Origin of the sequence: Sphingopyxis sp. DBS4 (genome assembly GCF_024628865.1) — a bacterium.
Classification (GTDB): domain Bacteria; phylum Pseudomonadota; class Alphaproteobacteria; order Sphingomonadales; family Sphingomonadaceae; genus Sphingopyxis.
Genome location: NZ_CP102384.1, coordinates 1,531,948 through 1,557,436 on the forward strand (window position 1 = coordinate 1,531,948; position 25,489 = coordinate 1,557,436).

The following is a 25,489-nucleotide window of genomic DNA, read 5'->3' on the forward strand; positions in this document are numbered from 1 at the left end:
TCGGTCGGTAGGGTCGGCTGACAGGGGGAGGGGTCGGAGGATATGACCCATGAAAAAATTGCTGTCGGCCGCCGCCGCGCTGGCGCTGCTGGCCCAGCCCGCCATCACCTTCGCCAAGGACCGGGAGCCGGTCAAGATATCGGGCCCGGCGAACGCGAAGGGCGTCACCAGCGTCGCCATCGGCGCCTTCAACGTCGGCTTCATCTTCGAATCGATCGACCAGACCGCAGCGTCGGGTGGCCTGATGGGCGCGTTCGGTGGCACGACCAAGGCCAAGAGCGAACTGGTCGGCGTGACGCCCGAAATGATGCAGGCGATCACCGACGCCGCCTATGCCGATTTCGTGTCGCAACTAACCGCGGGCGGCTATGCGGTGCAGCCCGCTGCCGACCTGTTCGGCCATGCGGCGCTCGCCAAGACCAAGTCGCAGGACGTGCCGCTCGACATCAACATCGCGCTCGAAAAGGGCAGCAAGGGAAAGGCGACCTATTTCAAGCCGACCGCGCTGCCGTCGCTGCTGATGGTGCCGGGCGATTTCCTTGGTTCGGGAATGAGCAGCATGGGGATCAACATGGCCGCAGGCCAGGCGAGCTATGCGCTGTCCACCTATGCCAAGGATGCGGGGGTCGGGGTGATCGACGTCGTCTATCTGATCGATTTTTCGCAGCAGAAGCGCCCCGGCGCGTTCAGCTTCGGCGGGCTGCAGGTCAACAGCGCGCTGTCGGTGAGCGCCGACTATTCGCGCATGACGCTGATCGCGCCGAGCGGCAAGCAGGCGGTGATCACCGTCAAGGCGCCGGTCGCGGTCGAAGGCGAATTCGTCGAAAAGAGCGACGCGTCGAGCGGCACCGACAAGGCGCTGCAGTCGGGCGCGAACGTCGCGGGCGGCGTCGCCGCGGCGATGGGCTTTGGCGGCCTCCGTTTCGGCAAGACGCGCAAGTTCGCCTTCACCGCCAAGCCCGGCAATTATGAGGAGGGTGCCGCGAAGGCCGCGAGCCTTGCGAGCGAGATGCTGCTCGGGCGGCTGAGCGCTCTCCGTTGACCCCGGCGCGGGCGCTCCCTAAATCCGCTTGACGGAGGGCCGGAGCGCCCGCCACCCTCGCGCGTGTACGTGAGAGTAATCGGGGAACGAATTTTCAATGCAATTGGTGATTGTGGAATCGCCCGCCAAGGCGAAGACGATCGAGAAGTATCTCGGCCGTGATTTCAAGGTGCTGGCAAGCTATGGCCATGTTCGCGACCTGCCGCCCAAGGACGGCTCGGTCGACCCCGACGACGGCTTTGCGATGCAGTGGCAGCTTTATCCCGACAAGGCGAAGCGGCTGAAGGATATTCAGGACGCGGCGAAGCAGGCCGACCGTCTGATCCTCGCGACCGACCCCGATCGCGAGGGCGAGGCGATCAGCTGGCATGTGCAGGAATTGCTGCGCAGCAAGAAGGCGCTGCCGCAAACCGTCGACCGCGTGACCTTCAACGCAATCACCAAGCAGGCGGTAACCGACGCGATGGCGCATCCGCGCGCGCTCGATGACGATCTGATCGACGCCTATCGCGCGCGCCGCGCGCTCGACTATCTCGTCGGCTTCACCTTGTCGCCGGTACTCTGGCGCAAGCTGCCCGGTGCGAAATCGGCGGGCCGCGTCCAGTCGGTGACGCTGCGCATGATCGTCGAGCGCGAGCGCGAGATCGAGGCTTTTGTTGCGCAGCAATATTGGTCGGTGACCGGACTGTTCGAGATGAGCGGTACGCCCTTCAAGGCGCGCCTCGCGCGCTGGCGCGGCGACAAGATCGAGCGGCTGTCGATCGGCACCGAGGCGGACGCGCGCGCCGCCGAAGCCGACGTCAAGGCAGGCCATTTCACCGTCGACGCGGTCGAGACCAAGCCGCTGACCCGCAACCCGCCGCCGCCCTTCACCACCTCGACCCTGCAACAGGAAGCCGCGCGCAAGCTCGGCTTCTCGGCTAGCCACACGATGCGTGTCGCACAGGACCTCTATGAGGACGGCGCGATCACCTATATGCGAACCGACGGCGTCCAGATGGATGGCAGCGCGATCAGCGCCGCGCGTCGTGCGATCGCCGATCGCTACGACGGCGGCTATGTCCCCGACCAGCCGCGGCAATATCAGACCAAGGCGAAGAATGCGCAGGAAGCGCACGAAGCGATCCGTCCGACCGATTTCGGCAAGGACAAGGTCGGCGGCGGCGATCATGCGCGCCTTTACGAACTGATCTGGAAGCGCGCGCTGGCGAGCCAGATGGCGTCGGCGCGGCTCGAACGCACCAGCGTCGACCTGTCGGACGGCACCGGCAAGACGGTGCTGCGCGCGACGGGGCAGGTGGTGAAATTCCCCGGCTTCCTCGCGCTCTATGATGAAGGCCGCGACGACGCTGAGGATGAGGATGCGCGCCTGCTTCCCGCGATGGGCAAGGGCGATGCACCTGCGAAGACCGGCGTCGAGGTCGAGAGCCACGAAACCCAGCCGCCGCCGCGCTATTCGGAAGCGAGCCTCGTCAAGAAGATGGAGGAGCTCGGCATCGGGCGCCCGTCGACCTATGCCTCGATCCTTCAGGTGCTCAAGGATCGCGCCTATGTGCGCGTCGAGAAGAACCGCTTTCTTCCCGAGGAAAGTGGGCGGCTGCTGACGGCGTTCCTCGAGCGCTTCTTCAATCGCTATGTCGAATATGATTTCACCGCGGGGCTCGAGGAGGAACTCGACGATGTGTCGGGCGGCCGTGCGCAATGGCAGGCGGTGCTCGAGAGCTTCTGGCGCGACTTCAAGCCGCGTACCGGGGAGGTGATGGAGCAGAAGCCGTCGGAGATCACCGCGGCGCTCGACGAGTTCCTCGGCCCCTATCTCTTCCCCGACAAGGGCGACGGCAGCGACCCGCGCCTGTGCCCCAATTGCGGCACCGGGCGGCTCGCACTGCGCGGCGGCAAGTTCGGGCCGTTCATCGCGTGCAGCAATTATCCCGAATGCAAATATACGCGCAAATTCGCGCAGCCCGGCGGCAATGGCGAGGCCGACACCGGGCCGGAAGCGATGGGCACCGACCCCGAAAGCGGGCTGGAAGTGACGAAGCGCAGCGGCCGCTTCGGCCCCTATATCCAACTCGGCGAGGGCAAGGAGGCGAAGCGTTCGTCGATCCCCAAGGACATCCCGACCGAGGATTTCGATCTCGATTATGCGCTGCGGCTGCTCAGCCTGCCGCGCGAGGTCGGGGTCCATCCCGAAAGCGGCAAGCCGATCCTCGCGGGGCTGGGGCGCTATGGCCCCTATCTGCTGCACGACGGCAAATATGGAAAGCTGACCGGCACCGCCGAAATCTTCGACATCGGGATGAACGCCGCAGTCGTCCGCATCGCCGAGGCCGCGAACGGTGGAGGGCGTGGTCGCGCCAAGGTCGAACCGCTGAAGACCTTCGGCGCGCACCCGACGAGCGGCGGCGAGATAAAGCTGATGGCCGGGCGCTTCGGCCGTTATGTGACCGACGGCACGACCAACGCGACGTTGCCCAAAACGATCGAACCCGACGCGCTGACCGAAGAGGAAGCGATCGCGCTGATCGACGCGCGCGCGGCGAAGGGGCCGGCGAAGGGCAAGAAGAAGGCGGCGCCGAAGAAGAAGGCTGCCGCGAAGAAGGCGCCGACGAAGAAGAAGGCGGCGGCAAAGAAGGAATAGGTCATCCCGGCGAAGGCCGGGATCTCGGCGCGTCACAATGCCGCGCCGAGATCCCGGCCTTCGCCGGGATGACGATTATATCTTGGTATGTTAGGGTGACGCACCGGGAGGTATTTCGATGCGTCATCTGCTTGCCTTGTCGCTCGCCCTTCTTTCAGTTCCCGCCGCCGCGCAGCAGGTCGGGACGCTCGTTTCCGCAGATCCCGTCGTCGAGACGCCGCCCGGCACGCAGGCGTGGCGGGTTCGCTACTGGACCGCGAACCAGGACGGCCAGCGGCAGGAGGTAACCGGCATGATTGTCGCACCGCGCGAGGCGGCGCCCGCGCAGCCGCGCCGCGTTATCGCCTGGGCGCACGGCACCTCGGGGGTGGCGCAGAAATGCGCGCCGTCGAACAATCCCGCTTTCTTTGCCTCGAACCCGATGGTCGAGGCGATGGCGCGGCGCGGCTATGTCGTTGCGGCCCCCGACTATCCGGGGCTCGGCAGCGCGATGCCGCATCCCTATCTGGTCGGCGCCGATACCGCCCATTCGGTGCTCGACGCGGTGCGCGCGGCGCGCGCGATTCCGGGCGCGGCTGCGGGCACCCGCTTCGCGGTGTGGGGCGAATCGCAGGGCGGTCATGCCGCGCTGTGGACCGCGATTTTGGCGCGCGGCTATGCTCCCGACCTGACGCTGATCGGCACCGCGGCCGCCGTTCCGCCGACCGACCTTGCCGCCAATATGCGGCAGGCGAGCGACCCCAATGCGCGTGCCCTGCTGCTCGCCTTCACGCTGCATAGCTGGTCCGAACGCTTCGGCTATTCGCTCGACGGTTTCACTAATAAGGCGACGCAGGGCGTCATCCACCGCCTTGCCGAAAACAACTGTATCGATGTCGATAATAAGCCGAAACTCGGTACGATCCTCGGCATGTTGGCGGTGCGACAGGCGGTCCAGAAGAAAGATGTGACCCGGATGGAGCCGTTCGCCAGGGCGATGCGCGCGAACAGCGTCGACCCGGTACGCGTTCCGGGGCCGCTGCTGATCTCGCAGGGAAGCAAGGACACGCTGGTCGCGCCGGCGGTGACGCGCGCTTTCGCGAAGGCCGTGTGCAAGCGCCGCACCGCCGTCCGCTGGATCGAGATTCCGGGGGGCAGTCACATCGACGGTGCGCGCGGCCCGCGGACCGACGAGACCCTCGACTGGATCGACGCCCGCTTTGCAGGACAAGCGCCGCCGGACGATTGCCGGCGGATTTAAGGTAATGAACCGTTCGTAAAGATTGTGTGTCCCCGCGAAGGCGGGGACCCATCTCCTGCCGGTGCCATCTTGAACCGATCGGAGATGGGCTCCCGCCTTCGCGGGAGCACGGGGCTTATTCACTTGCGGGCGATCCGCTCAACCCGCGCAGGGCGGATCGGCGGGACGGAAGCTGTGCTCGCTGACATTGTCGTGGCGGACGAGGCGGATTTTCGAGCCGGGGTGGCAGGGCGTGCCGTTCGGCAGCACAACCACGGCTTCCTGCGCTTCGCCAAGGCGCACGGTCGCGCGCGGCTTGCCGTTCGCGGTGTCGATGCGCTCGACCTCGCCGCTCACCAGATGATCCTTGTTTTCGCGCGCGATCAGATTGCGTTCGGTAAGGACGATCAGCACCGCGGCGATCGCCAGATACCACATCCAATATTTGAGGACGCCGCGCAGGCGGTCGGCAGGGGTGTTGAACGGATCGTGCGCCATATTGCTTCCCTCAATCGACCCAGTCGAGGCCCATGTCGCGATAGACGCCGCGATCCTCGTCCCAGTTTTCCTTGACCTTCACGTGCAGGAACAGGTGGACCTTGCGACCCATCAGTTCGGTCAGCTCGGCGCGCGCGCGGGCGCCGATTTCCTTGATCCGGCTGCCGCCCTTGCCAAGCACGATCGCGCGCTGGTTGTCGCGCGCGACGAATATCTGCTGGTGGATTTCGGCACTGCCGTCGGGGCGCGTCTTGAACAGCTCGGTCTCGACCGTCGACTGATAGGGAAGTTCCTCGTGAAGCTGGCGGTAAAGCTGCTCGCGGGTGATCTCCGCCGCGAGCATCCGTTCGGGCGCGTCGCTGACCTCGTCCTCGGGGAAATGCCACGGCCCTTCGGGCATCAGCGCGGCGAGATGCGCCTTGAGTTCAGGCACACCATCGCCGCTGCTCGCGGCGATGAAGAAGGTCTCGTCGAACGCCAGCCGCGCGTTGAGCTCGGCCGCGATGGTGAGCAGCTTGTCCTTGCGGGTCAGGTCGACCTTGTTGAGGACAAGGAACTTCTTTTCGGGCCGATTGGCGACGCCTTCCAGCACCCGCTCGACGCGCCCCGTGAGCTTCGCCGCGGCGTCGACCATGACAAGGATCGCCTCGGCTTCCTCAAGGCTCCCCCACGCGGCGGCGACCATCGCGCGGTCGAGGCGGCGCGTCGGCGCGAAGATGCCCGGCGTGTCGATCAGGACGATCTGTGCGTCGTCCGCCATGGCGACGCCCATCAGCCGGGTGCGCGTCGTCTGTGCCTTGGGGCTGACGATCGCGACCTTCTGGCCGACGAGCGCGTTGACGAGCGTCGACTTGCCCGCGTTGGGCGCGCCGACGACGGCCACGAAACCGCAGCGCTGGGTCATTTCGCTTCTTCCTGTGTCAATCGTTCGAGCAGCGCGGTCGCGGCCGCCTTTTCGGCTGCCTGCTTCGACGCGCCTTCGCCCTCCGCCTCGGCGAGCTTGCCGACCGCGACCGCGACGCGGAAGCGCGGCGCATGGTCGGGGCCTTCGCGGCGGACGAGGCGATATTCGGGGGGCTTGCGCTTGCGGGCGAGCGCCCATTCCTGAAGCGCCGCCTTGGGATGTTTGGGCGCGGCGACCTGGCCGTCGATCATGTCGCCCCATTTGGCGACGATGAAAGCCCGCGCGGCGTCCTCGCCCAGATCGAGCCAGATCGCGCCAAGCAATGCCTCCAGAACATCGGCGGCGATATTGTCGCTGTGCCGCCCGCCGTCGCCGATCGCCTGGCTACCGAAATGAACATGCGCATTGAGCTCGAGACGCTGTGCGATCGCCGCGCAGGTCTCCCCCGACGCGAGCGCGTGGAGCCGCGACGACAGTTCGCCCTCGGCCGCTTTCGGGAAGCGGTGGAAGAGTTCGGATGCGATCACCAGCCCGAGCACGCGGTCGCCGAGGAATTCGAGCCGCTGATAGTCGCCCGCGCCGCTGCTGCCGTGAGTCAGCGCCTCATGATAGAGCGTGAGGTCGCGGGGGTCGGCGCCGGTCAGGGCCGCGATCGTCTTTGCGGACGGTCGTTCGCTCAAAAGCCGTCCCCGATCCGGCTCCAGCGCGCCGCGGTGAACCAGCTGATCGGATTGAACCAGCTTGCCGATCCATCGGTCGAGAACATGCCGACGAGGGCGTGGCCGACGAGGTTCTTTTCGGGAACCAGGCCGATGCCGCCATTCTCCTCCGCCGGAAAGCGGCTGTCGGCACTGCGGTCGCGATTGTCGCCCATCAGGAACAAATGGTCCTCGGGCACGGTGACGAGCGGCGTGTTGTCCTGCGCGATCGTGGTGATGTCGAGGATCGCATAGCTTTTGCCGCTGGGCAGCGTTTCGCGGAACTGCTTGTAGCGGCACTCGCGCTGACCCGCCGCGGTCACTTCCTCGAACTGCGGGGCATAGCAGGGCAGGGTGCCGGTGGTGCGCGATGCGTCGATCATGTTCTGCGTCACCGGGATGACGAAATCGGCCATCGGCTCACGCTTCAGCGGCTTGCCGTTCAGCCACACGATACCGTCGCGGACCTGGACCGTGTCGCCGGGAAGCCCGATCACGCGCTTGATATAATCATTGTCGTTGACCGGCGGCGCCTTGAACACGACGACGTCGCCGCGATCGGGCGTGCGCGCGAAAATGCGGCCCGGAATCAACGGTACGCTAAACGGCAGGCTGTACTTCGAATAGCCATAGGCCATCTTGTTCACGAGCAGATAGTCGCCGATGAGCAGGCGCGGCTGCATCGATTCCGACGGAATGTTGAAGGGTGACAGGAAAAAGCTGCGGAAAATCAGCACCGCGACCGCGAGCAGCGCAAGAAAGCGGATCGTGTCGACCGCCTCTTCCTTGGCCGAGAGGGGCGCGGGTTCGGGCTTGGCCGGGCTGGGGTCGGTCGCGGGCGAATTATCGGCGGTAAAGCTGGCGTCGGTCATGCCGCGCATTGGCGACGAATAGGTCTGCACGTCAAGCGAATATCGGCGGATGGCGCTGGCGTGGGGACCGCGGCGGGCCTAAAGGATGATCGACTTTGATTGAAAAAGCCGCGTGCTCCCGCGAAGGCGGGGATCCATCTCCGGTCGGTGCAAAATGGAACCGACCGGAGATGGATCCCCGCCTTCGCGGGGACACATATGTGTTTTAATCGAAGATGATGGCGCGCCTTCAGGCCGAACGGAAATCAAAGGAATATCAAATGACCACCCCATCCGAAGCGTGGCAAGCGCTCGCCGACTGGCAGCCGCAGCCCCTCTCCGACCTCGTGGCCGCCGATCCCGAGGCGCGTTTGCAGGGGCTCGTGCGGAGTGTCGCCGACATCCGTTTCGACTTCGCCAAGACTCACCTCGACGATCGCGCGGTTGCGATCCTCGCCGGTCTGGCCGAGGCGCAGGATTTCGCGGGCCGCCGCAAGACGCTGTTTTCGGGCGGCATCGCCAACCCGACCGAGGATCGCGCCGCCGAACATAGCGCCGAGCGCGGCGAAGGCGCGCCTGAATCCGTCCATGTCGCGCAGGCGCTGCACCAGCGGATGCGGATGATGATCGACGCGATCGAGGCGGGCGCTTTCGGCGAGATTCGCCACCTGCTCCATATCGGCATCGGCGGTTCGGCGCTGGGCCCCGACCTGCTCGTCGATGCACTGGGGCGGCACAGCGGGCGCTATGACGTCGCGGTCGTCTCCAACGTCGACGGCGCGGCGCTGGCCGAAGCCTTCGCGAAGTTCGACCCCCAGTACACGCTCGTCGCTGTGGCCTCGAAGACCTTCACCACGACCGAGACATTGCTCAACGCCAATTCGGCGCTGCAATGGCTGGACGAGGCGGGCGTCGACGATCCGCTCGGCCGGTTCATCGCGCTCACCGCCCATCCCGACAAGGCGATGGAATGGGGGATCGATGAGACGCGCATCCTGCCGTTCAGCGAGACGGTCGGTGGGCGCTATTCGCTCTGGTCGTCGATCGGTTTCCCCGCGGCGCTTGCGCTAGGCTGGGATGCCTTCGCCGACCTGCTCGAAGGTGCAGCCGAAATGGACCGGCACTTCCGGCTCGCGGAGGGCGCCGACAATATCTGTTTGCTCGCGGCTTTCGCCGATCAGCTTTATGCGAACCGGCTCGGCTGTCAGACGCGCGCCGTCTTCGCTTATGACGAAAGACTGCGGCTGCTGCCCGCCTATCTGCAACAGCTTGAAATGGAATCGAACGGCAAGTCGGTGACGCTGGGCGGCGCGGCGCTCGGCCGCCAGAGCGCCGCGATCACCTGGGGCGGGGTCGGCACCGACGCGCAGCACGCGGTGTTCCAATTGCTCCATCAGGGCACGCACCTGACGCCGGTCGAGTTCGTGGTCGCGCGCGAACCCGATCACCTGCTCGACGATGCGCATCATGAAACGCTCGTCGCCAATTGCATCGCGCAGGGTGCGGCCTTGATGACGGGCCGCGCGAGCGAGGACGGCGCACGCCATTATCCGGGCAACCGTCCGTCGGCAACGATCCTGCTCGACCAGATCAGCCCACGCAGCCTGGGAGCGCTGATCGCCTTCTACGAACATCGCGTCTTCGCCAATGCCGTGCTGCTCGGCATCAATCCGTTCGACCAGTTCGGCGTCGAGCTGGGCAAGGAAATGGCGAAGGGGCTTGCCGAGGGAACGGTGGAATTCGACCCCGCGACGCAGGCGCTGATGCAGGCCGCGCTGGGGGAATAAATAGGGACAGTCCCTATTTATGGGCGATGACGCTGAACGCAAAATTCGATTGGCAAGCTGCCGCCGCGTAACCACATAGACGGCCTCCGCGAATAGCGGCCTGTCCATGTCAGGGGTAATCCATGAGCGATTTCGACTATGATCTCTTCGTCATCGGCGCCGGATCGGGCGGCGTCCGGGCCTCGCGCGTCGCGGCGTCGCACGGCGCGCGTGTCGCGGTGGCGGAGGAGTATCGGGTTGGCGGCACGTGCGTCATCCGCGGCTGCGTCCCCAAGAAGCTGCTCGTCTATGGCGCGCATTTCGCCGAGGACATCCACGACGCGCGCAAGTTCGGTTGGGACGTGTCCGACTGTAAATTCGACTGGCGGGTGCTGCGCGACAATGTGCTCGCCGAGGTCGACCGGCTCGAAGGCCTCTATGGCCAGACGCTCGACAACCACAAGGTGACGCTGTTCCGCACGCGCGCGACCGTGATCGGGCCGCAGAAGGTGCGGCTCGCCGACGGGCAGGAAGTGACCGCCGAACATATCCTGATCGCGACCGGCGGCTGGCCGCACGTTCCCGAATTTCCGGGTAGCGAGCATGCGATCACCTCGAACGAGGTCTTTCACCTCGACACCCTGCCGAAGCGGATCGTGATCGCGGGTGGCGGCTATATCGCCAACGAGTTCGCGGGCATCTTCAACGAGTTTGGCAGCAAGGTGACGATCGTCAATCGCGGCGACACCATCCTGCGCGGCTATGACGCGCAGATCCGTGACCGCCTGCTCCAGATTTCGATGACCAAGGGCATCGATTTCAAGTTCAACGCGCCGTTCCGGTCGATCGAGAAGAATGAGGACGGCTCGCTGACCGTTCACCTCGACAATTGCGAGCCGATCGAGGCCGATGCGGTGCTGGTGGCGACCGGGCGCGTGCCGAACACCAAGGGCCTCGGGCTCGAAGAGATCGGCGTCGCGCTCGACGCGCAAGGCGCGATCAAGGTCGACGAGGCGAACCAGTCGTCGGTGCCGAGCGTCTATGCCGTCGGCGACGTCACCAATCGCATCCAGCTTACCCCGGTAGCGATCCGTGAGGGACAGGCTTTTGCGGACTCGGTCTTCGGCGGCAAGCCGACGCGCGTCGATTATGCGAACGTGCCGAGCGCGGTGTTCAGCCACCCGCCGATCGGCGCGGTCGGCATGACCGAAGCGCAGGCGCGCAATGAACTGGGTTCGGTGCGCATCTACACCAGCGATTTCCGCGCGATGAAGAATGTCCTCGCTGGCCGCAACGAGCGCGCGCTCTACAAGATGGTGGTCAATGAAGCGACCGATCAGGTCGTCGGCCTCCACATGATCGGCCCCGACGCGCCCGAGATTTTGCAGGCGGCGGCGGTCGCGGTGAAGGCGGGCCTGACCAAGGCCGATTTCGACGCCACCGTCGCGCTGCATCCGAGCATGGCCGAGGAACTGGTGCTGATGAAGTAAAGCCACCGGTACGTCATCCCGGCGAAGGCCGGGATCTCGTCGTCGCGTCGTTCCGCAAGGGGGAGATTCCGGCCTTCGCCGGGATGACGAATGGAGCGTGTGGGTGAGCGATCCATCTGCTATGCTGCTCCCATTGCAGGGGAGCGGACAGATGGCAGGCACGGCACTGGTCACCGGCGGCAGCGGCTATATCGCAGGCTTCCTGATCCGGCAGTTGATCGGGAACGGCTGGACGGTTCACACCACCGTCCGCAGCCTGAAGCGCGAAGGCGAAGTGCGAGGGTGGCTGAACGTCCCCGACGACAGGCTCCGCTTTTTCGCCGCCGACCTCGAACAGGACGCCGGCTGGGCCGAGGCGATGGCGGGGTGCAGCCATGTCGCGCATGTCGCGTCGCCCTTTCCGCTCGGGGTGCCGAAGCACCCTGACGAACTGATCGTGCCCGCGCGCGAGGGGGCGCTCCGCGCGCTGCGCTTCGCCAAGGCGGCGGGGGTGACGCGGTTCGTCCTCACCTCCTCGATGGCGGCGATCGCTTATGGTCATGGCGACGGCGGCGGCATCTATACCGAAGCCGACTGGACCAACCTCGATAACCCCGGCGTCATGCCCTATCCGCGCTCGAAGACCGTCGCCGAGCGCGCCGCGCGTGACTGGGTGGCGGCCGAAGGCGGCGGCATGGAATTCGCCTCGGTCAATCCCGCTGCGGTGTTCGGGCCGCTGCTGTCGGACGATCTGTCGACCTCGATCGAGCTGGTGAAACAGCTTTTGGAAGGCAAGGTGCCGATGTGTCCCGACATCGGTTTCGGCATCATCGACGTGCGCGACGTCGCCGATCTCCACTATCGCGCGTTGACCGCGCTCGGCCTCCGCGACGAGCGTTATGTCTGCTCGGGTCCGTTCCTGAAGATGATCGACGTCGCGAACATCCTCACCGCGAACCTGGGAGAGCAGGCGAAGAAGGTGCCGACGCGCAAGATGCCCGACTGGCTGCTCAAGCTGTTTGCGCTGGTGAGGCCCGAACTGAAACAACTCGTCGCCGAACTCGGCAATGTTCGCGGCGGCGACAGCCGCCATGCGATGGAAACGCTCGGCTGGACGATGCGCCCGCCCGAAGAAGCAATCCTTGCGACCGCACACAGCCTGATCGAGCGGGGGATTGTGAAGCCATAGATTCCCGTCCCGATTATGGGCGGATAGAAGAAGCTACCCGATCCTATACGGCACCACCCCGCGCCGGTCCGGGTCCACCAGGATCGGGCGGTCGCTGGGCGGGAAGGCGCGCTGGTCGCAGTCGTCGCGCGGGCAGATGCGGCACGACAGGCCGATGCGCGCCGCGGCCTGCGGTGCGGCGACATCGACCCCGTCGGCATAGACGAAATCGCCCGCATATTGCGCCTCGCACCCCAAGGCGACGGCATAGCGGCGCGGGCTCCGCGCGTAACTGCCTGACGGTTTCACCAGCCCCTTCGCCATCGAGACATAGCGCAGGCCGTCGGGCGTTTCGGCAAGCTGGAACAGGATGCGGTCGGGAATCGCCGCCGCCTCGTGGACGACCCACAAGGGGCAGGCGCCGCCGAAGCGCGCGAATTGCAGGCGCGTCGCGCTGTGGCGCTTGGTGATGTTGCCCGCCATGTCGACGCGGCAGAAGAACATCGGGATGCCGCGCGCGCCGGGGCGCTGGAGGGTCGAGAGGCGGTGGCATGCCTGCTCGAAGCTGACGCCATAATCGAGGCGCAGCCGGTCGATGTCGTGACGCACCGCACGGGCGCTGGCGCGGAACGGGCCATAGGGCATCAGCACTGCGCCGGCGGCATAGTTGGCGAGCCCGACATGCAGGAGCTGGCGCGCCGCCGCCGTGCGCAGCGGCGATGCCTCGACCACCGCCGCGATCTCGCCCGCGAGCGCGAGCGCGGCAAGCTGGTGCGCGAGCTGGAAGCGGCGGCTTTCGGGCGGCTGCGACGGATCGATGACGAGGTGGCGCATCGTCGCGTCATAGTCGCGCAGGGCCTGCGCCTGATTATAGACGATCGAGATGCCGAGGGCATCGCGCAGCCGCCGCTCGATCGTCTCGATCGCGGGGGAGGGCGCACCGCCGCGCAGGCCGAGCGCCAATGTTTCCGCAGCGCGGTCGATGCTGTCGACATAATTGCCCGCATCGTGGAACCAGTCGCGCACTTCCTCCCACGGCAGGCGGCTCCCCTCGGCGGTGCCGCCGGTCAGCGCTTCGTCAATGATCTGGAGCCGCTGTCCCGCGCGGCGGTAGGCGGCGTGGAGCGCGACGAACTGGTCGGCAAGATGCGGCTGCTGCAGCGCCGCGCGTTCGAGCTGCTCGGGCGCCAGCGGCGATGCCGCGAACAGCGGATCGGCCGCCGCCTCGCGCAGCGCCCCGACGCGGCGGTCGCCGGCGTCGGCGGCCACCTCCTCCCATTCGAGGGGGAAAAGCTTTTGCAAGCGGTCGAGCAGCGCCGGGGTCAGCGGGCGGTCGTCATGTTCGATCTGGCTGAGATAGGAAGTCGAGATGCCGAGCGTCGCGGCGAAATCGGCCTGGCGGATGCCGCGGTCGTGGCGAAGCTGGCGCAAGCGGCTTCCGGCAAAGATGCGTTGGCGGATCAAAAACCTTCTCCTCTCCCCTTGCGGGAGAGGATATGGAGGCTTGGCGGCGAAGCCGCCTAGCCGGAGTTGGAGAGGGGGAGCGCCCTCTCAAGACTTGCTAGGCGACAAGTCGCCAAGCCAAGCCTTTCTCTCCCGCAAGGGGAGAGAGCTATTAATTTGCAAACTTGTACTTTGCAACTTTGCAAATTCACATTTGCATCGGCGGCATAATGCGGGCAGGCGACGGTCGAATATCTGTTGGAGAGCCGCATGTCCGCCAATATCGCCGAAATGGAAGCCCGCCGCGCCGCCGCCGCCCTTGGGGGCGGACAAAAGCGCATCGACGCGCAGCATGCCAAAGGCAAGCTGACCGCGCGCGAGCGGCTCGACGTGTTGCTCGATCATGGCTCGTTCGAGGAACTCGACACCTATGTCGAGCATGATTGCGTCGATTTCGGGATGCAGGATCAGAAAATTCCGGGCGACGGCGTCGTCACCGGATCGGGGACGATCAACGGCCGCCTCGTCTATGTCTTCAGTCAGGATTTCACTGTCTTCGGCGGCTCGCTGTCGAAGCGTCATGCCGAGAAGATCTGCAAGGTGATGGAAAAGGCGATGCTGGTCGGCGCGCCGGTGATCGGTCTGAACGACAGCGGCGGCGCGCGCATCCAGGAGGGCGTCGCGTCGCTCGGCGGCTATGCCGACGTGTTCCAGCGCAACGTGCTCGCGAGCGGCGTCGTGCCGCAGATCAGCCTGATCATGGGGCCGTGCGCGGGCGGCGCGGTCTATTCGCCCGCGATGACCGACTTCATCTTCATGGTGAAGGATTCGAGCTATATGTTCGTCACCGGCCCCGACGTCGTGAAGACGGTGACCAACGAGGTGGTGACGCAGGAGGAACTCGGCGGCGCGATCACCCACACGACGAAAAGCTCGGTCGCCGATCTGGCGTTCGAGAACGATATCGAGGCGCTGCTCGCGGCGCGCGATTTCTTCGATTATCTGCCCGAGAACAACCGCAGCGGCGTCCCGGCCCGCCCGACCAGTGATCCCTATGACCGCGAGGAAAAGAGCCTCGACACGCTGATCCCGCCGAACGCGAACCAGCCCTATGACATGCACGAGCTGATCAGGAAGACGGTCGACGAGGGCGATTTCTTCGAGGTGCAGCCGGCGCATGCGGGCAACATCATCTGCGGTTTCGGCCGCATCGAGGGGCGCACGGTGGGCATTGTCGCCAACCAGCCGCTGGTGCTTGCGGGCGTGCTCGACATCAATTCGTCGAAGAAGGCGGCGCGCTTCGTGCGCTTCTGCGACGCGTTCGAGATTCCGATCATCACCTTCGTCGACGTCCCGGGCTTCCTGCCCGGCACCGCGCAGGAATATAACGGCATCATCAAGCATGGAGCAAAGCTGCTCTTCGCCTATGCCGAGGCGACGGTGCCCAAGATTACGGTGATCACGCGCAAGGCCTATGGCGGCGCCTATGACGTGATGGCGTCGAAGCATCTGCGCGGCGATCTGAACTATGCCTGGCCGACCGCCGAGATCGCGGTGATGGGCGCGAAGGGCGCGGTGGAGATCATCTTCCGCAGCGACATCGGCGACCCCGAAAAGATCGCCGAGCGCACCAAGGAATATGAAGACCGTTTCGCCAACCCGTTCGTCGCGGCGCAGCGCGGCTATATCGACGAGGTGATCTACCCGCACTCGACGCGGCGGCGGATAGCGCTGGGGCTAAGGAAGCTGCGGAACAAGCAGTTGGAGAATCCGTGGAAGAAGCACGACAATATTCCGCTTTGACGCGGTCATGTGACGACCGGCACATCCGATGCGCCGGGCTGGAGGCAAGAGCAGCAAGCGGCTAGGCTGCCGCGATGGTCTTGATTTTCCAATGAGGTTTGAAAATGCGTAACGCCTTTCTCGCTCTTCTGATGGCTCCGGCCCTGCTGGCCGCGCCCGCCGCATCGGCGTTCGATCCCGACACGCCGGTCGGGGCGACAAAGGAAGCGTTTCCGGTCGTACTCGGCGATGACGAGGACACAACGATCGACGCCGCGTTCCGCGCTGCCTTCGCGCTTCCGAAAGGCGCCAAGGCGGAGGCCGAGCGGATGATCGACGATCGCACCTATCATTTCCGTCCCGTTGCGCTCCATCTGCTCGAAGATAATACCGGCGTGCTGCTGAGCGTCGGCGGGCTCGACGAGGCGGGACATAGTGAGGGCGGCCTCAACGCGATCCATTATCTGAAATCGAGCCCGACGGGCTGGGTGAAGCAGGGCGAATGGATCGACGTCGGCGCGGTCGGCACCGTGGGGAATGGCGCGACGAGCTGGGTCTTTACCAGCCTGCTCGGCCGCAATCCCTATCTGGTCACCGAAGGCGGCGGCGTGTGGCAGGGCTGCGCGATCGGCTCGGCGGTCGTTACCGAACTGACCCCCGACGGCCCCGTCGATCGCGGCGGTTTCACCGATTCGATGAGTTCGGGCGCCGGGATCGGTCAGACCGAACAGAGCTATGACGGGCAGATCGTCGCCGCGGTTCCCGACAAGAGCTTTACCGTCGCCTACACCGGCACGCGGTCGTTCAAGCAGCAATATGTGCTGAGGGACGGCAAATATGCGCTGGTCGGGAAGGACCAGGTTCCGGGGTGCTGAGGCGGATATGGGACGGGCCACGCGACAACGCCGTATCGATGCGCAGGAGCGGTGGCCCGATCTGTATCAATTTCTTGCGGCCTATCCGCATCGGGATTGGCCAGATGATAGTGGAACGTCCGAAGCCGCCGTCGATTTGGCCATTTCCGAGCATGGTCTGGAACAGCGCCAATTGCTCGCGCGCCAATGGTGGAATTGGAATGCCGCCGAAGGAAGCGATGCCGACCCGCGTCCGGCAATCAACGAAGGGTTGGGAGTCGAAGTGGGGTTCGATACGCCAAGGGAAGGACGCGAGTTCATGAACTCGGTTTATGACAAGCTGATCGTGTCGATCAGACAGGAAGTGAAGGATTGGAAGCCGTGAAACTGGGCCGCCTCAACCATATCGGCATTGCAACGCCATCGATCGCCGACAGCATCGTCTTTTACCGCGACGTAATGGGCGCGACGAAGATTCACGAGCCGTTCGATCTGCCCGATCAGGGCGTCAAAGTGTGCTTCGTCGACACGCCGGGCGCCGATGGCGCGCTGAACGGGACCCAGATCGAACTGGTCGAGCCGCTGCCGGGCAACACGTCGATAGCGGGCTTTCTCGAAAAGAACCCGGCGGGGGGGCAGCATCATATGTGCTATGAAGTGCCCGACATCCATGCCGCCAAGGCGGAGTTCGAGGGGCAAGGAAAGCGCGTGCTGGGCGAACCGCGGATCGGGGCGCATGGGACGCTGATCTTCTTCGTCCATCCGCGCGACATGGGCGGGGTGCTGACCGAGATCATGGAGACGCCGAAGGAGGCGCACTGAGTTTTCGTTCCTCCCCCTTGCGGGGGAGGAAAGTGGAGGTTGGGGACTTGTCCCCTACCGGAACTTGGAGAGGGGTTGGTTGGCGAGCCTGCGGCTCGCGACCCCTCTCCCAGCTACGACTAGCCAGCAAGCTGGCAAGTCTTCGCATCCCTCTCCCGCAAGGGGAGAGGGGAATGAGGTTGAGATACGATTATGACCGACAAACCGACCCTCGACCAATGGGCCGCCGCCGCCGAAAAGGAAGTGAAGGGCAAGGATCTCACCTGGGCGACGCCCGAGGGGATCGACGTCAAGCCGCTCTACACGGCCGAGGACGTGACCGCCGACCCCGGCCTGCCCGGCTTCGCGCCCTTCACGCGCGGGGTGCGCGCGTCGATGTATGCGGGGCGGCCGTGGACGATCCGGCAATATGCGGGCTTCTCGACCGCCGAGGAATCGAACGCCTTCTATCGCCGCAACCTCGCGGCAGGGCAGAAGGGGCTGAGCGTCGCCTTCGACCTGGCGACCCACCGCGGCTATGACAGCGACCATCCGCGCGTCGTCGGCGACGTCGGCAAGGCGGGCGTGGCGATCGACAGCGTCGAGGATATGAAGATCCTCTTCGACGGCATCCCGCTCGACCAGATGTCGGTCAGCATGACGATGAACGGCGCGGTGATCCCGATCCTCGCCTTCTTCATCGTCGCGGGCGAGGAGCAGGGGGTCGAGCGCAAATTGCTCGACGGGACCATTCAGAACGACATCCTCAAGGAGTTCATGGTCCGCAACACGTACATCTATCCGCCCGAACCCTCGATGCGGATCATCAGCGATATCTTCGGCTATACGTCGCGCGAGATGCCGAAGTTCAACAGCATCTCCATCTCCGGCTATCATATGCAGGAAGCCGGGGCGACGCAGGTGCAGGAACTCGCCTTCACCATCGCCGACGGCGCCGAATATGTTCGCTACGGCGTCGCCTCGGGCCTCGACATCGACAAGTTCGCGGGGCGCCTGTCCTTCTTCTTCGCGATCGGCATGAACTTCTTCATGGAGATCGCGAAGCTGCGCGCCGCGCGCGTGCTGTGGCACCGCGTAATGACCAATCTCGGCGCCAAGGACGAGCGGTCGAAGATGCTGCGCACCCACTGCCAAACCTCGGGCGTCTCGCTGACCGAGCAGGACCCGTACAACAATGTCATGCGCACGACGATCGAGGCGATGGCGGCGATGCTGGGTGGCACCCAGTCGCTGCACACCAACGCACTCGATGAGGCGATCGCGCTGCCGACCGATTTCTCGGCCCGCATCGCGCGCAACACCCAGATCGTCATCCAGGAAGAGACCGGGATGACCAAGGTCGTCGATCCGCTCGGCGGCTCCTACTATGTCGAGGCGCTGACGCAGGAACTGGTCGACAAGGCGTGGGAGATCATCGAGCGCGTCGAGAAGGAAGGCGGCATGGCGAAGGCCGTCGCCGCCGGCTGGCCCAAGGCGATGATCGAGACGGCGGCGGCGGCGCGGCAGGCGCGGGTGGACCGCGGCGACGACGTCATCGTCGGCGTGAACAAATATCGCCTCGCCAACGAGGATCTGCTCGAAACGCTCGAGGTCGACAATACCAAGGTCCGCGAGGCACAGATCGCCCGGATCAACAAGATGAAGGCGAGCCGCGACGAGGCGGCGTGCCAGGCGGCGCTCGACGCGCTGCGCAAGGCGGCGGCGGGCGAGCAGTCGATCGAGAACAATCTGCTCGCGCACGCCGTTGAAGCTGCGCGTGCCCGTGCGACGCTCGGCGAGATTTCGTCGGCGATGGAAGAAAGCTTCGACCGCTACGGCACCCAGCCGACCCCGGTGAAGGGCGTCTATGCCGCGCCTTATGCGGGCGATCCGCGCTGGCAGGCGGTGATCGACGGCGTCGCGGCGGTCGAGCGGCGCATGGGGCGCAAGCCTAAGCTGCTCGTCGCCAAGATGGGGCAGGACGGGCACGACCGCGGCGCCAACGTCATCGCCTCGGCCTTCGGCGACATGGGCTTCGACGTCGTGTCGGGGCCGTTGTTTCAGACGCCCGAGGAAACGGTGGTGCTCGCGCTGGATAGCGGCGTCGACGTCGTCGGCGCATCGAGCCTTGCGGCTGGGCACAAGACGCTGATCCCCGAACTCATCGCCAAGCTGCGCGAGGCGGGGCGCACCGACATCAAGGTGATCGCGGGCGGCGTCATCCCGCCGCAGGACTATGATTATCTCCGCGACGCGGGCGTGCAGGGCATCTATGGCCCGGGCAGCAACGTGGTCGAATGCGCCGCCGACGTGCTGCGCCTGCTCGGCCACAATATGCCGCCGCTGGAGGATGCTGCATGAGCGATGATATCGACGAGGGGAAGGTTGCGGTTGTGCCTGAACTCCACGACAGCTCGGCCTATCTCTATGATTATTTCAAGCATCTGACCTCGCTGTCGATCCTGACGCTCGGCGGGGTGCTCGCGATCTCGACAGCGGCTGGCGAGGCCAAGGCTTCCAAGGAGTCGATGATCGCCGTCGTTGCGCTGGTCGGCATCGCCGCGTTGCTCGCCTTCAGCGGGACGAGTGAAATTGTCCGCCAGAAGGCGACGGGAGAGATCAAGGCCAAATGGCTGACCTTCTATCGCGTGGGCGCTCCGATCGCGCTGTCGCTTGGCGTTGGCGCATTTCTCTATCTTTTCCTGAAAGGCCTTCCCGCATGACCGGACAAAAGCCCGAAACGCTGACCATCCACGCCGGGACCGCGCCCGATCCGACGACCAAGGCGCGGATCACCCCGATCTATCAGACCTCCTCCTATGTCTTCGACAGCGTCGAACATGCCTCGCGCCTGTTCAATCTGGAAGAGTTCGGGAATATCTACACCCGGATCATGAACCCGACCAACGGCGCGCTCGAAGGCAAAATCGCGGCGCTGGAGGGCGGGCAGGCGGCGCTGGCGGTGGCGTCGGGCCACGCTGCGCAGTTCCTCGCGTTTCACACGCTGATGGAACCGGGCTGCGAGATCGTCGCGGCGCGCAAGCTCTATGGCGGGTCGCAGAACCAGCTCGGCCAGAGCTTTCGCAAGATGGCGTGGACGACGCATTTCGTCGATGCCGACGACGCGAGCAATGTCGCCGCCGCGATCACCGATCAGACGCGCGCGGTGTTCATCGAAAGCCTCGCGAACCCCGGCGGGGTCGTGCAGGATATCGAGGCGATCGCGAAGGTCGCGCACGACGCGGGCGTGCCGCTGATCGTCGACAACACGATGGCGACCCCGATGCTGTGCCGCCCGATCGAGCATGGCGCCGACATCGTGGTGCATTCGACGACCAAATTTTTGAACGGCCACGGCAATGCGATCGGCGGGGTGATCGTCGATGCAGGATCGTTCGATTGGGCGAAGGGCGGCAAATATCCGACGCTGAGCGAACCCAATGCCTCCTATCACGGGCTCAAATTTACCGAGGCGTTCGGGCCGCTCGCCTTCATCCTCGCCGCGCGCACGCTCGGTCTGCGCGATCTCGGGCCGGCGCTCGCGCCGATGAACGCGTTCCTCGCGTTGACGGGCATGGAGACGCTGGCGCTGCGCATGGACCGGCATTGCGACAATGCGCTGGCGCTTGCGAAATGGCTGCGCGCGCACCCGAAGGTCGATTGGGTTTCCTATGCCGGGCTGGAGGACGATCCCTATCATGCGCTCGCCAAACGCTATCTCGGCGGCCGCGGCGGCGCGGTGTTCACTTTCGGGCTCAAGGGCGGCTACGACGCTGGGGTCAAGCTCGTCTCGTCGGTCAAGCTGTTCAGTCATCTCGCCAACCTCGGCGACACACGCTCGCTGATCATCCACCCCGCCTCGACGACGCACAGCCAGTTGTCCGAGGCCGATCTGATCGAAACCGGCGCCGGCCCCGACGTGGTGCGCGTGTCGGTGGGCATCGAACATATCGACGACATCATCGCCGATCTGGCGCAGGCGCTGGAGGCGACCGCGTGAGCGTGCGTTCGGCCCTCGTGGCGCTGGCGATCCTCGCCGCCGCGTCGCCCGCACTTGCGAAGGACGCGGGGCAGCCGAGCGAATATCGTCCGGGCGTCACGGTCGAACGGCTCTACACGCAGCAGCTCGACGACGTCTATTACACGACCTGGTTCGGCCGCCTCGAAAAGTCCGACAGCGGCTGGCGCGACGTCTATGTCGAGACGGCCGAGAAATATGTGAACAAGGGGCTGATCAGCTTCAACTGCGCTGAGGCGAAGGCGGACATCGGCCTCATTCTCTATGACGTCGGAACCTACGGCGATGCGGCCAACCGGCGTGTCGTGCGTGTTCGCTTCGCCGACCGCAAGGCGTGGGCCGGGGAAAGGTTCGAACCGCTCTACGGCGAAACCCCGCCCTATCAACTCTATCTCGCGGCGCGCCAGCGCTTCTGCAAATGACGAAGGGACCGAGCATGAACTTTGCCATCGATGACGAGGCGCCGCGCACCGACTGGACGCGCGAAGAGATCGCCGCGCTGTTCGACCTGCCGTTCGACGAACTGATGTGGGAGGCGCAGGGCGTCCACCGCCGCCATCATGCGCGCGGCGAGGTGCAGCTTTGCACCCTGCTGTCGATCAAGACTGGCGGCTGCGCCGAGGACTGCGGCTATTGCTCGCAGTCGGCGCATGCCGAGACGGGACTCAAGGCGACCAAGCTGATGGACGTGCGCGCGGTGCTGCAGGCGGCGGCCGAGGCGAAGGATGCAGGCTCGCAGCGTTTCTGCATGGGCGCGGCGTGGCGCAACCCCAAGGATCGCGACATGCCCGCGATCGTCGAGATGATCGAGGGCGTGCGCCAGATGGGCATGGAAACCTGCATGACGCTTGGGATGCTGACGAAGGAGCAGGCGCAGACGCTCGCGGTGGCGGGGCTCGATTATTATAACCACAATATCGACACGAGCCCGGAGAATTACGCGAACATCATCTCGACGCGCACCTTTCAGGATCGGCTCGACACGCTGGAGGAAGTGCGCAACGCGGGCATCAATGTCTGTTCGGGCGGGATCGTCGGCATGGGTGAGACGCGCGCCGACCGCGTCGGCTTCGTCCACGCGCTCGCAACGCTCGAACGCCATCCCGAAAGCGTACCAGTCAACGCGCTGATCCCGATCAAGGGCACCGTGCTCGGCGACATGCTCGCCGACACGCCGCTGGCGCAGGTCGACGACATCGAATTCGTCCGCACCGTCGCGGTCGCGCGCATCACCATGCCGAAATCGATGGTCCGCCTGTCGGCGGGGCGCGAGAGCATGTCGGAAGCGACGCAGGCGCTTTGCTTCATGGCGGGCGCGAACAGCATCTTCACCGGCGACAAGCTGCTCACCACCGGCAACCGCGGCGACAGCGCCGACGCGGCGCTGTTCGCGAAGCTGGGGATCGTGCCGATGGTGAGTGAAGAGCCGATGCGGATGGAGGCGGCGGAGTGAAAAATCTCAGGGTGTTGTGGCTTGCGGCGTTGGTCGCCGGAAATTTGTCGGCGGCGGAAGCGGTGGCATGTATCCCAACATCATTGGAAACGACCAGGAAGTTCAGCGACGTTATCGTCGAGGGCACTTTCATCGTTGACTCCAAGGTCCGCGGCGAAGGCCATATCGTGCCGGCGAGGACGCTAAAGGGCGCCCGCAAGAAGACGTACCCTGTTCGCTGGAACCCGGACATTTTGCCCGAAAGTCTTCCCGATTGCGGGGTGGAAATTCCCGCATCCGGCTTGTTCGAGGGCCTTAGCTTAAAAAAGCGGGAGGATGGCACGTACCAACTCACCGGTAGATGGCAGCCCGCAAAGAAAGATAACTGATGTTCAAGAAAGTCCTGATCGCCAATCGCGGCGAAATCGCTTGCCGCGTCATCAAGACCGCGCGCCGCATGGGCATCGCGACCGTTGCCGTCTATTCGGACGCCGACGCGCGCGCGCCCTTCGTGCGGATGGCCGACGAAGCGGTGTATATCGGGCCGTCGCCCGCGTCCGAATCCTATCTGATCGCCGACAGGATCATCGAAGCCTGCAAGGCGACGGGCGCCGAGGCGGTGCACCCGGGCTATGGCTTCCTGTCGGAGCGCACCAGCTTCGCAGAGGCGCTGGCCAAGGAAAATATCGCCTTCATCGGCCCGCCGGTGAACGCGATCGCCGCGATGGGCGACAAGATCGAGTCGAAGAAGCTCGCCAAGGAAGCGGGCGTCAACGTCGTCCCCGGCTTCGTCGGCGAAATCCGCGACACCGAGCATGCGGTCGAGATTTCGAACGAGATCGGCTATCCGGTGATGATGAAGGCGTCGGCGGGCGGCGGCGGCAAGGGGATGCGCCTTGCTTATGACGAGAAGGACGTCCGCGAGGGGTTCGAGAGCGTCAAGCGCGAAGGGCTGAACAGCTTCGGCGACGACCGCGTCTTCATCGAGAAGTTCATCCTCAACCCGCGCCATATCGAAATCCAGATCCTCGGCGACCAGCACGGTAACATCCTCTATTTGAACGAGCGCGAATGCTCGATCCAGCGCCGCCACCAGAAGGTGGTCGAGGAAGCGCCGTCGCCCTTCGTCACCGAAAAGATGCGCAAGGCGATGGGCGAGCAGTGCGTCGCGCTGTCGAAGGCGGTCGGCTATTACAGCGCGGGCACGGTCGAACTGATCGTCTCGGGCGCCGATCCGACGGGCGAGAGCTTCTATTTCCTCGAAATGAACACGCGGCTTCAGGTCGAGCATCCGGTGACCGAAGCGATCACCGGCATCGACCTGGTCGAACAGATGATCCGCGTCGCGGCGGGCGAGAAGCTCTCGATGACGCAGGATGACGTCAAGATCGACGGCTGGGCGATCGAGAACCGCGTCTATGCCGAAGACCCCTATCGCGGCTTCCTGCCCTCGACCGGGCGGCTGACGCGCTACAAGCCGCCGGTGCCGGGCTGGACCGACGACGGCGAGGAGAACGGCCGTCGCGGCATTGACGGCGTGCGCGTCGACGACGGCGTCTATGACGGTGGCGAGGTGTCGATCTTCTACGACCCGATGATCGCCAAGCTGATCACCTGGGGCAAGACGCGCGACGAGGCGGCCGACCTGCAGGTGGCGGCGCTCGACCGCTTCGAACTCGAAGGGCTCGGCCATAACATCGATTTCGTCTCGGCGATCATGCAGCATCCGCGCTTCCGCTCGGGCGAGCTGACGACGGGCTTCATCGCCGAGGAATATCCGGAAGGCTTCCACGGCGCGCCGACCGACGAAGCGGTGACGCGCGCGCTCGCGGCGATCGCGGGCTTCATGGCGAGTGCCGAGGCCGACCGCGCGCGGCGCACCGACGGCCAGCTCGGCGACCGGCTCAACCCGCCCGCCAAATGGCAGGTGACGATCGGCGGCGCGAACCACAAGGTCAAGATCGGCCACAAGCATATCAAGGTCGATGGCGAAAAGATCGACATCGCGCTCGAATATACGCCGGGCGACCGGCTGGTGGTCGCGGAGATCGACGGTAGCGAACTGGCGGTGAAGGTGGCGAAGACGCGCACCGGCTGGCGGATGACGACGCGCGGGGCCATTCACGACGTGCGCGTGCTGCCGTGGCACGTCGCGCCGCTCGCGTCGCACATGATCGAGAAGGTGCCGCCCGATCTGTCGAAGTTCCTCATCTGCCCGATGCCGGGGCTACTCGTCGCGCTGCACGTCGGCGAAGGCGACGCGGTCGAGGCGGGGCAGCCGCTCGCGACGGTCGAGGCGATGAAGATGGAGAATATCCTCCGCGCCGAAAAGACCGGCGTGGTGAAGACGGTCAACGCTGCGCAGGGTGATAGTCTCGCGGTCGACGCGGTGATTTTGGAGATGGAATAACCCACTTTCGTCATTCCCGCGCAGGCGGGAATCCAGCTAAGGCAGTGAGGAAGCTGGATTCCCGCCTGCGCGGGAATGACGGAGAGTTGGAATGCACCTGAATCACGACGCCGCAGCCCCCGCTGCGGACCCCATCGCCTTCGACGATTTCCTCCGCGTCGACATCCGCATCGGCACGATCGTCGAGGCCGAACTCTTTCCCGAGGCGCGCAAGCCGGCGTTCAAGCTGAAGATCGACTTCGGCCCGGCGATCGGCGTGAAGAAGAGCAGTGCGCAGATCGTCGCGCGCTATGGCCTCGAAGACTTGCCGGGGCGGCAGGTCGCAGCGGTGGTCAATTTCCCGCCGCGCCAGATCGGCAAGTTCATGTCCGAGGTGCTGACGCTCGGCTTCGCGGACGAGGCGGGCGAGGTGATCCTCTTCGCGCCCGACCGTGCGGTGCCGAACGGATCGCGATTATTCTGAATCGTGATTGGGTTAGGCTGAAACGCCACC

Annotated in this window: 23 protein-coding genes; 18 read left to right on the forward strand and 5 right to left on the reverse strand. The window is 65.2% G+C overall.

Annotated features, from left to right (window positions below):
* Positions 1-49 precede the first annotated feature (49 nt).
* The 3 genes from NP825_RS07115 to NP825_RS07125 all read left to right on the forward strand — a co-directional run bounded on the left by NP825_RS07115 (position 50) and on the right by NP825_RS07125 (position 4,923).
* Entirely contained in the window at positions 50-1,042 is a 993-nt protein-coding gene (locus NP825_RS07115; RefSeq protein WP_257549852.1) for a hypothetical protein, read from the forward strand.
* Between the two features lie 97 nt (positions 1,043-1,139).
* Entirely contained in the window at positions 1,140-3,683 is a 2,544-nt protein-coding gene (topA, locus tag NP825_RS07120) for a type I DNA topoisomerase (protein WP_257549854.1), read from the forward strand.
* Positions 3,684-3,801: 118 nt separating this feature from the next.
* Complete coding sequence (locus tag NP825_RS07125; protein WP_257549856.1) at positions 3,802-4,923, forward strand: lipase family protein; 1,122 nt, start codon at positions 3,802-3,804, stop codon at positions 4,921-4,923.
* 138 nt (positions 4,924-5,061) lie between these two features.
* Here the strand turns inward: NP825_RS07125 and NP825_RS07130 are convergent, their stop codons facing one another.
* The 4 genes from NP825_RS07130 to lepB are packed head-to-tail and all read right to left on the reverse strand — an operon-like array spanning position 5,062 to position 7,874.
* Complete coding sequence (locus NP825_RS07130; protein ID WP_257549858.1) at positions 5,062-5,400, reverse strand: hypothetical protein; 339 nt, start codon at positions 5,398-5,400, stop codon at positions 5,062-5,064.
* 10 nt (positions 5,401-5,410) lie between these two features.
* A complete protein-coding gene (gene era / locus NP825_RS07135; RefSeq protein ID WP_257549860.1) occupies positions 5,411-6,304 on the reverse strand; it encodes a GTPase Era in 894 nt (297 codons plus the stop codon).
* On the reverse strand, positions 6,301-6,984 hold the full coding sequence (gene rnc, locus NP825_RS07140) for a ribonuclease III (RefSeq protein ID WP_257549862.1): 684 nt from the start codon (positions 6,982-6,984) through the stop codon (positions 6,301-6,303). Before rnc ends, era begins: the two co-directional genes overlap by 4 nt.
* Positions 6,981-7,874, reverse strand: coding sequence for a signal peptidase I (lepB, locus tag NP825_RS07145; protein WP_257549864.1), 894 nt, complete (start codon positions 7,872-7,874; stop codon positions 6,981-6,983). Before lepB ends, rnc begins: the two co-directional genes overlap by 4 nt.
* 260 nt (positions 7,875-8,134) lie before the next feature.
* Here lepB and pgi point away from each other — a divergent pair, with 260 nt between their 5' ends.
* The 3 genes from pgi (at position 8,135) to NP825_RS07160 (ending at position 12,277) form a co-directional block, all read left to right on the forward strand.
* Positions 8,135-9,640 carry a glucose-6-phosphate isomerase gene (pgi, locus tag NP825_RS07150; protein WP_257549866.1) on the forward strand — a complete coding sequence of 502 codons (1,506 nt, stop codon included), beginning with the start codon at positions 8,135-8,137 and terminating at the stop codon, positions 9,638-9,640.
* A gap of 122 nt (positions 9,641-9,762) precedes the next feature.
* Positions 9,763-11,109: a glutathione-disulfide reductase gene (gene gor / locus NP825_RS07155; RefSeq protein WP_257549868.1), complete on the forward strand. Its 1,347-nt coding sequence runs from the start codon at positions 9,763-9,765 to the stop codon at positions 11,107-11,109.
* A 151-nt stretch (positions 11,110-11,260) separates the two neighbouring features.
* The gene (locus tag NP825_RS07160; RefSeq protein WP_257549870.1) at positions 11,261-12,277 is read left to right on the forward strand and encodes an NAD-dependent epimerase/dehydratase family protein; all 1,017 of its coding nucleotides are present in this window, start codon (positions 11,261-11,263) and stop codon (positions 12,275-12,277) included.
* Positions 12,278-12,310: 33 nt separating this feature from the next.
* Here NP825_RS07160 and NP825_RS07165 read toward each other — a convergent pair whose 3' ends face one another.
* Positions 12,311-13,720 carry a short-chain fatty acyl-CoA regulator family protein gene (locus tag NP825_RS07165; RefSeq protein WP_257549872.1) on the reverse strand — a complete coding sequence of 470 codons (1,410 nt, stop codon included), beginning with the start codon at positions 13,718-13,720 and terminating at the stop codon, positions 12,311-12,313.
* Between the two features lie 249 nt (positions 13,721-13,969).
* Here NP825_RS07165 and NP825_RS07170 point away from each other — a divergent pair, with 249 nt between their 5' ends.
* The 12 genes from NP825_RS07170 (at position 13,970) to NP825_RS07225 (ending at position 25,459) form a co-directional block, all read left to right on the forward strand.
* Complete coding sequence (locus NP825_RS07170) at positions 13,970-15,502, forward strand: acyl-CoA carboxylase subunit beta (protein ID WP_257549874.1); 1,533 nt, start codon at positions 13,970-13,972, stop codon at positions 15,500-15,502.
* Between the two features lie 104 nt (positions 15,503-15,606).
* Entirely contained in the window at positions 15,607-16,356 is a 750-nt protein-coding gene (locus NP825_RS07175; protein ID WP_257549876.1) for a hypothetical protein, read from the forward strand.
* 7 nt (positions 16,357-16,363) lie between these two features.
* The gene (locus NP825_RS07180) at positions 16,364-16,720 is read left to right on the forward strand and encodes a hypothetical protein (RefSeq protein WP_257549878.1); all 357 of its coding nucleotides are present in this window, start codon (positions 16,364-16,366) and stop codon (positions 16,718-16,720) included.
* Positions 16,717-17,157 (forward strand): methylmalonyl-CoA epimerase, encoded by a 441-nt coding sequence (gene mce / locus NP825_RS07185; RefSeq protein WP_257549880.1) that lies wholly within the window; start codon positions 16,717-16,719, stop codon positions 17,155-17,157. Before NP825_RS07180 ends, mce begins: the two co-directional genes overlap by 4 nt.
* 192 nt (positions 17,158-17,349) lie before the next feature.
* Positions 17,350-19,497 (forward strand): methylmalonyl-CoA mutase, encoded by a 2,148-nt coding sequence (gene scpA, locus NP825_RS07190; protein ID WP_257549882.1) that lies wholly within the window; start codon positions 17,350-17,352, stop codon positions 19,495-19,497.
* On the forward strand, positions 19,494-19,859 hold the full coding sequence (locus NP825_RS07195; protein ID WP_257549883.1) for a hypothetical protein: 366 nt from the start codon (positions 19,494-19,496) through the stop codon (positions 19,857-19,859). The genes scpA and NP825_RS07195 overlap by 4 nt, the downstream gene beginning before the upstream one ends.
* Entirely contained in the window at positions 19,856-21,136 is a 1,281-nt protein-coding gene (locus tag NP825_RS07200; RefSeq protein ID WP_257549884.1) for an O-acetylhomoserine aminocarboxypropyltransferase, read from the forward strand. Before NP825_RS07195 ends, NP825_RS07200 begins: the two co-directional genes overlap by 4 nt.
* Positions 21,133-21,576 carry a hypothetical protein gene (locus NP825_RS07205; protein WP_257549885.1) on the forward strand — a complete coding sequence of 148 codons (444 nt, stop codon included), beginning with the start codon at positions 21,133-21,135 and terminating at the stop codon, positions 21,574-21,576. The genes NP825_RS07200 and NP825_RS07205 overlap by 4 nt, the downstream gene beginning before the upstream one ends.
* Positions 21,577-21,590: 14 nt before the next feature.
* Entirely contained in the window at positions 21,591-22,607 is a 1,017-nt protein-coding gene (gene bioB / locus NP825_RS07210; RefSeq protein ID WP_257549886.1) for a biotin synthase BioB, read from the forward strand.
* Positions 22,604-22,975 (forward strand): hypothetical protein, encoded by a 372-nt coding sequence (locus tag NP825_RS07215; protein WP_257549887.1) that lies wholly within the window; start codon positions 22,604-22,606, stop codon positions 22,973-22,975. The genes bioB and NP825_RS07215 overlap by 4 nt, the downstream gene beginning before the upstream one ends.
* Complete coding sequence (locus NP825_RS07220) at positions 22,975-24,996, forward strand: acetyl/propionyl/methylcrotonyl-CoA carboxylase subunit alpha (protein WP_257549888.1); 2,022 nt, start codon at positions 22,975-22,977, stop codon at positions 24,994-24,996. The genes NP825_RS07215 and NP825_RS07220 overlap by 1 nt, the downstream gene beginning before the upstream one ends.
* Before the next feature lie 91 nt (positions 24,997-25,087).
* Positions 25,088-25,459, forward strand: coding sequence for a tRNA-binding protein (locus tag NP825_RS07225; protein ID WP_257549889.1), 372 nt, complete (start codon positions 25,088-25,090; stop codon positions 25,457-25,459).
* Positions 25,460-25,489 lie beyond the last annotated feature (30 nt).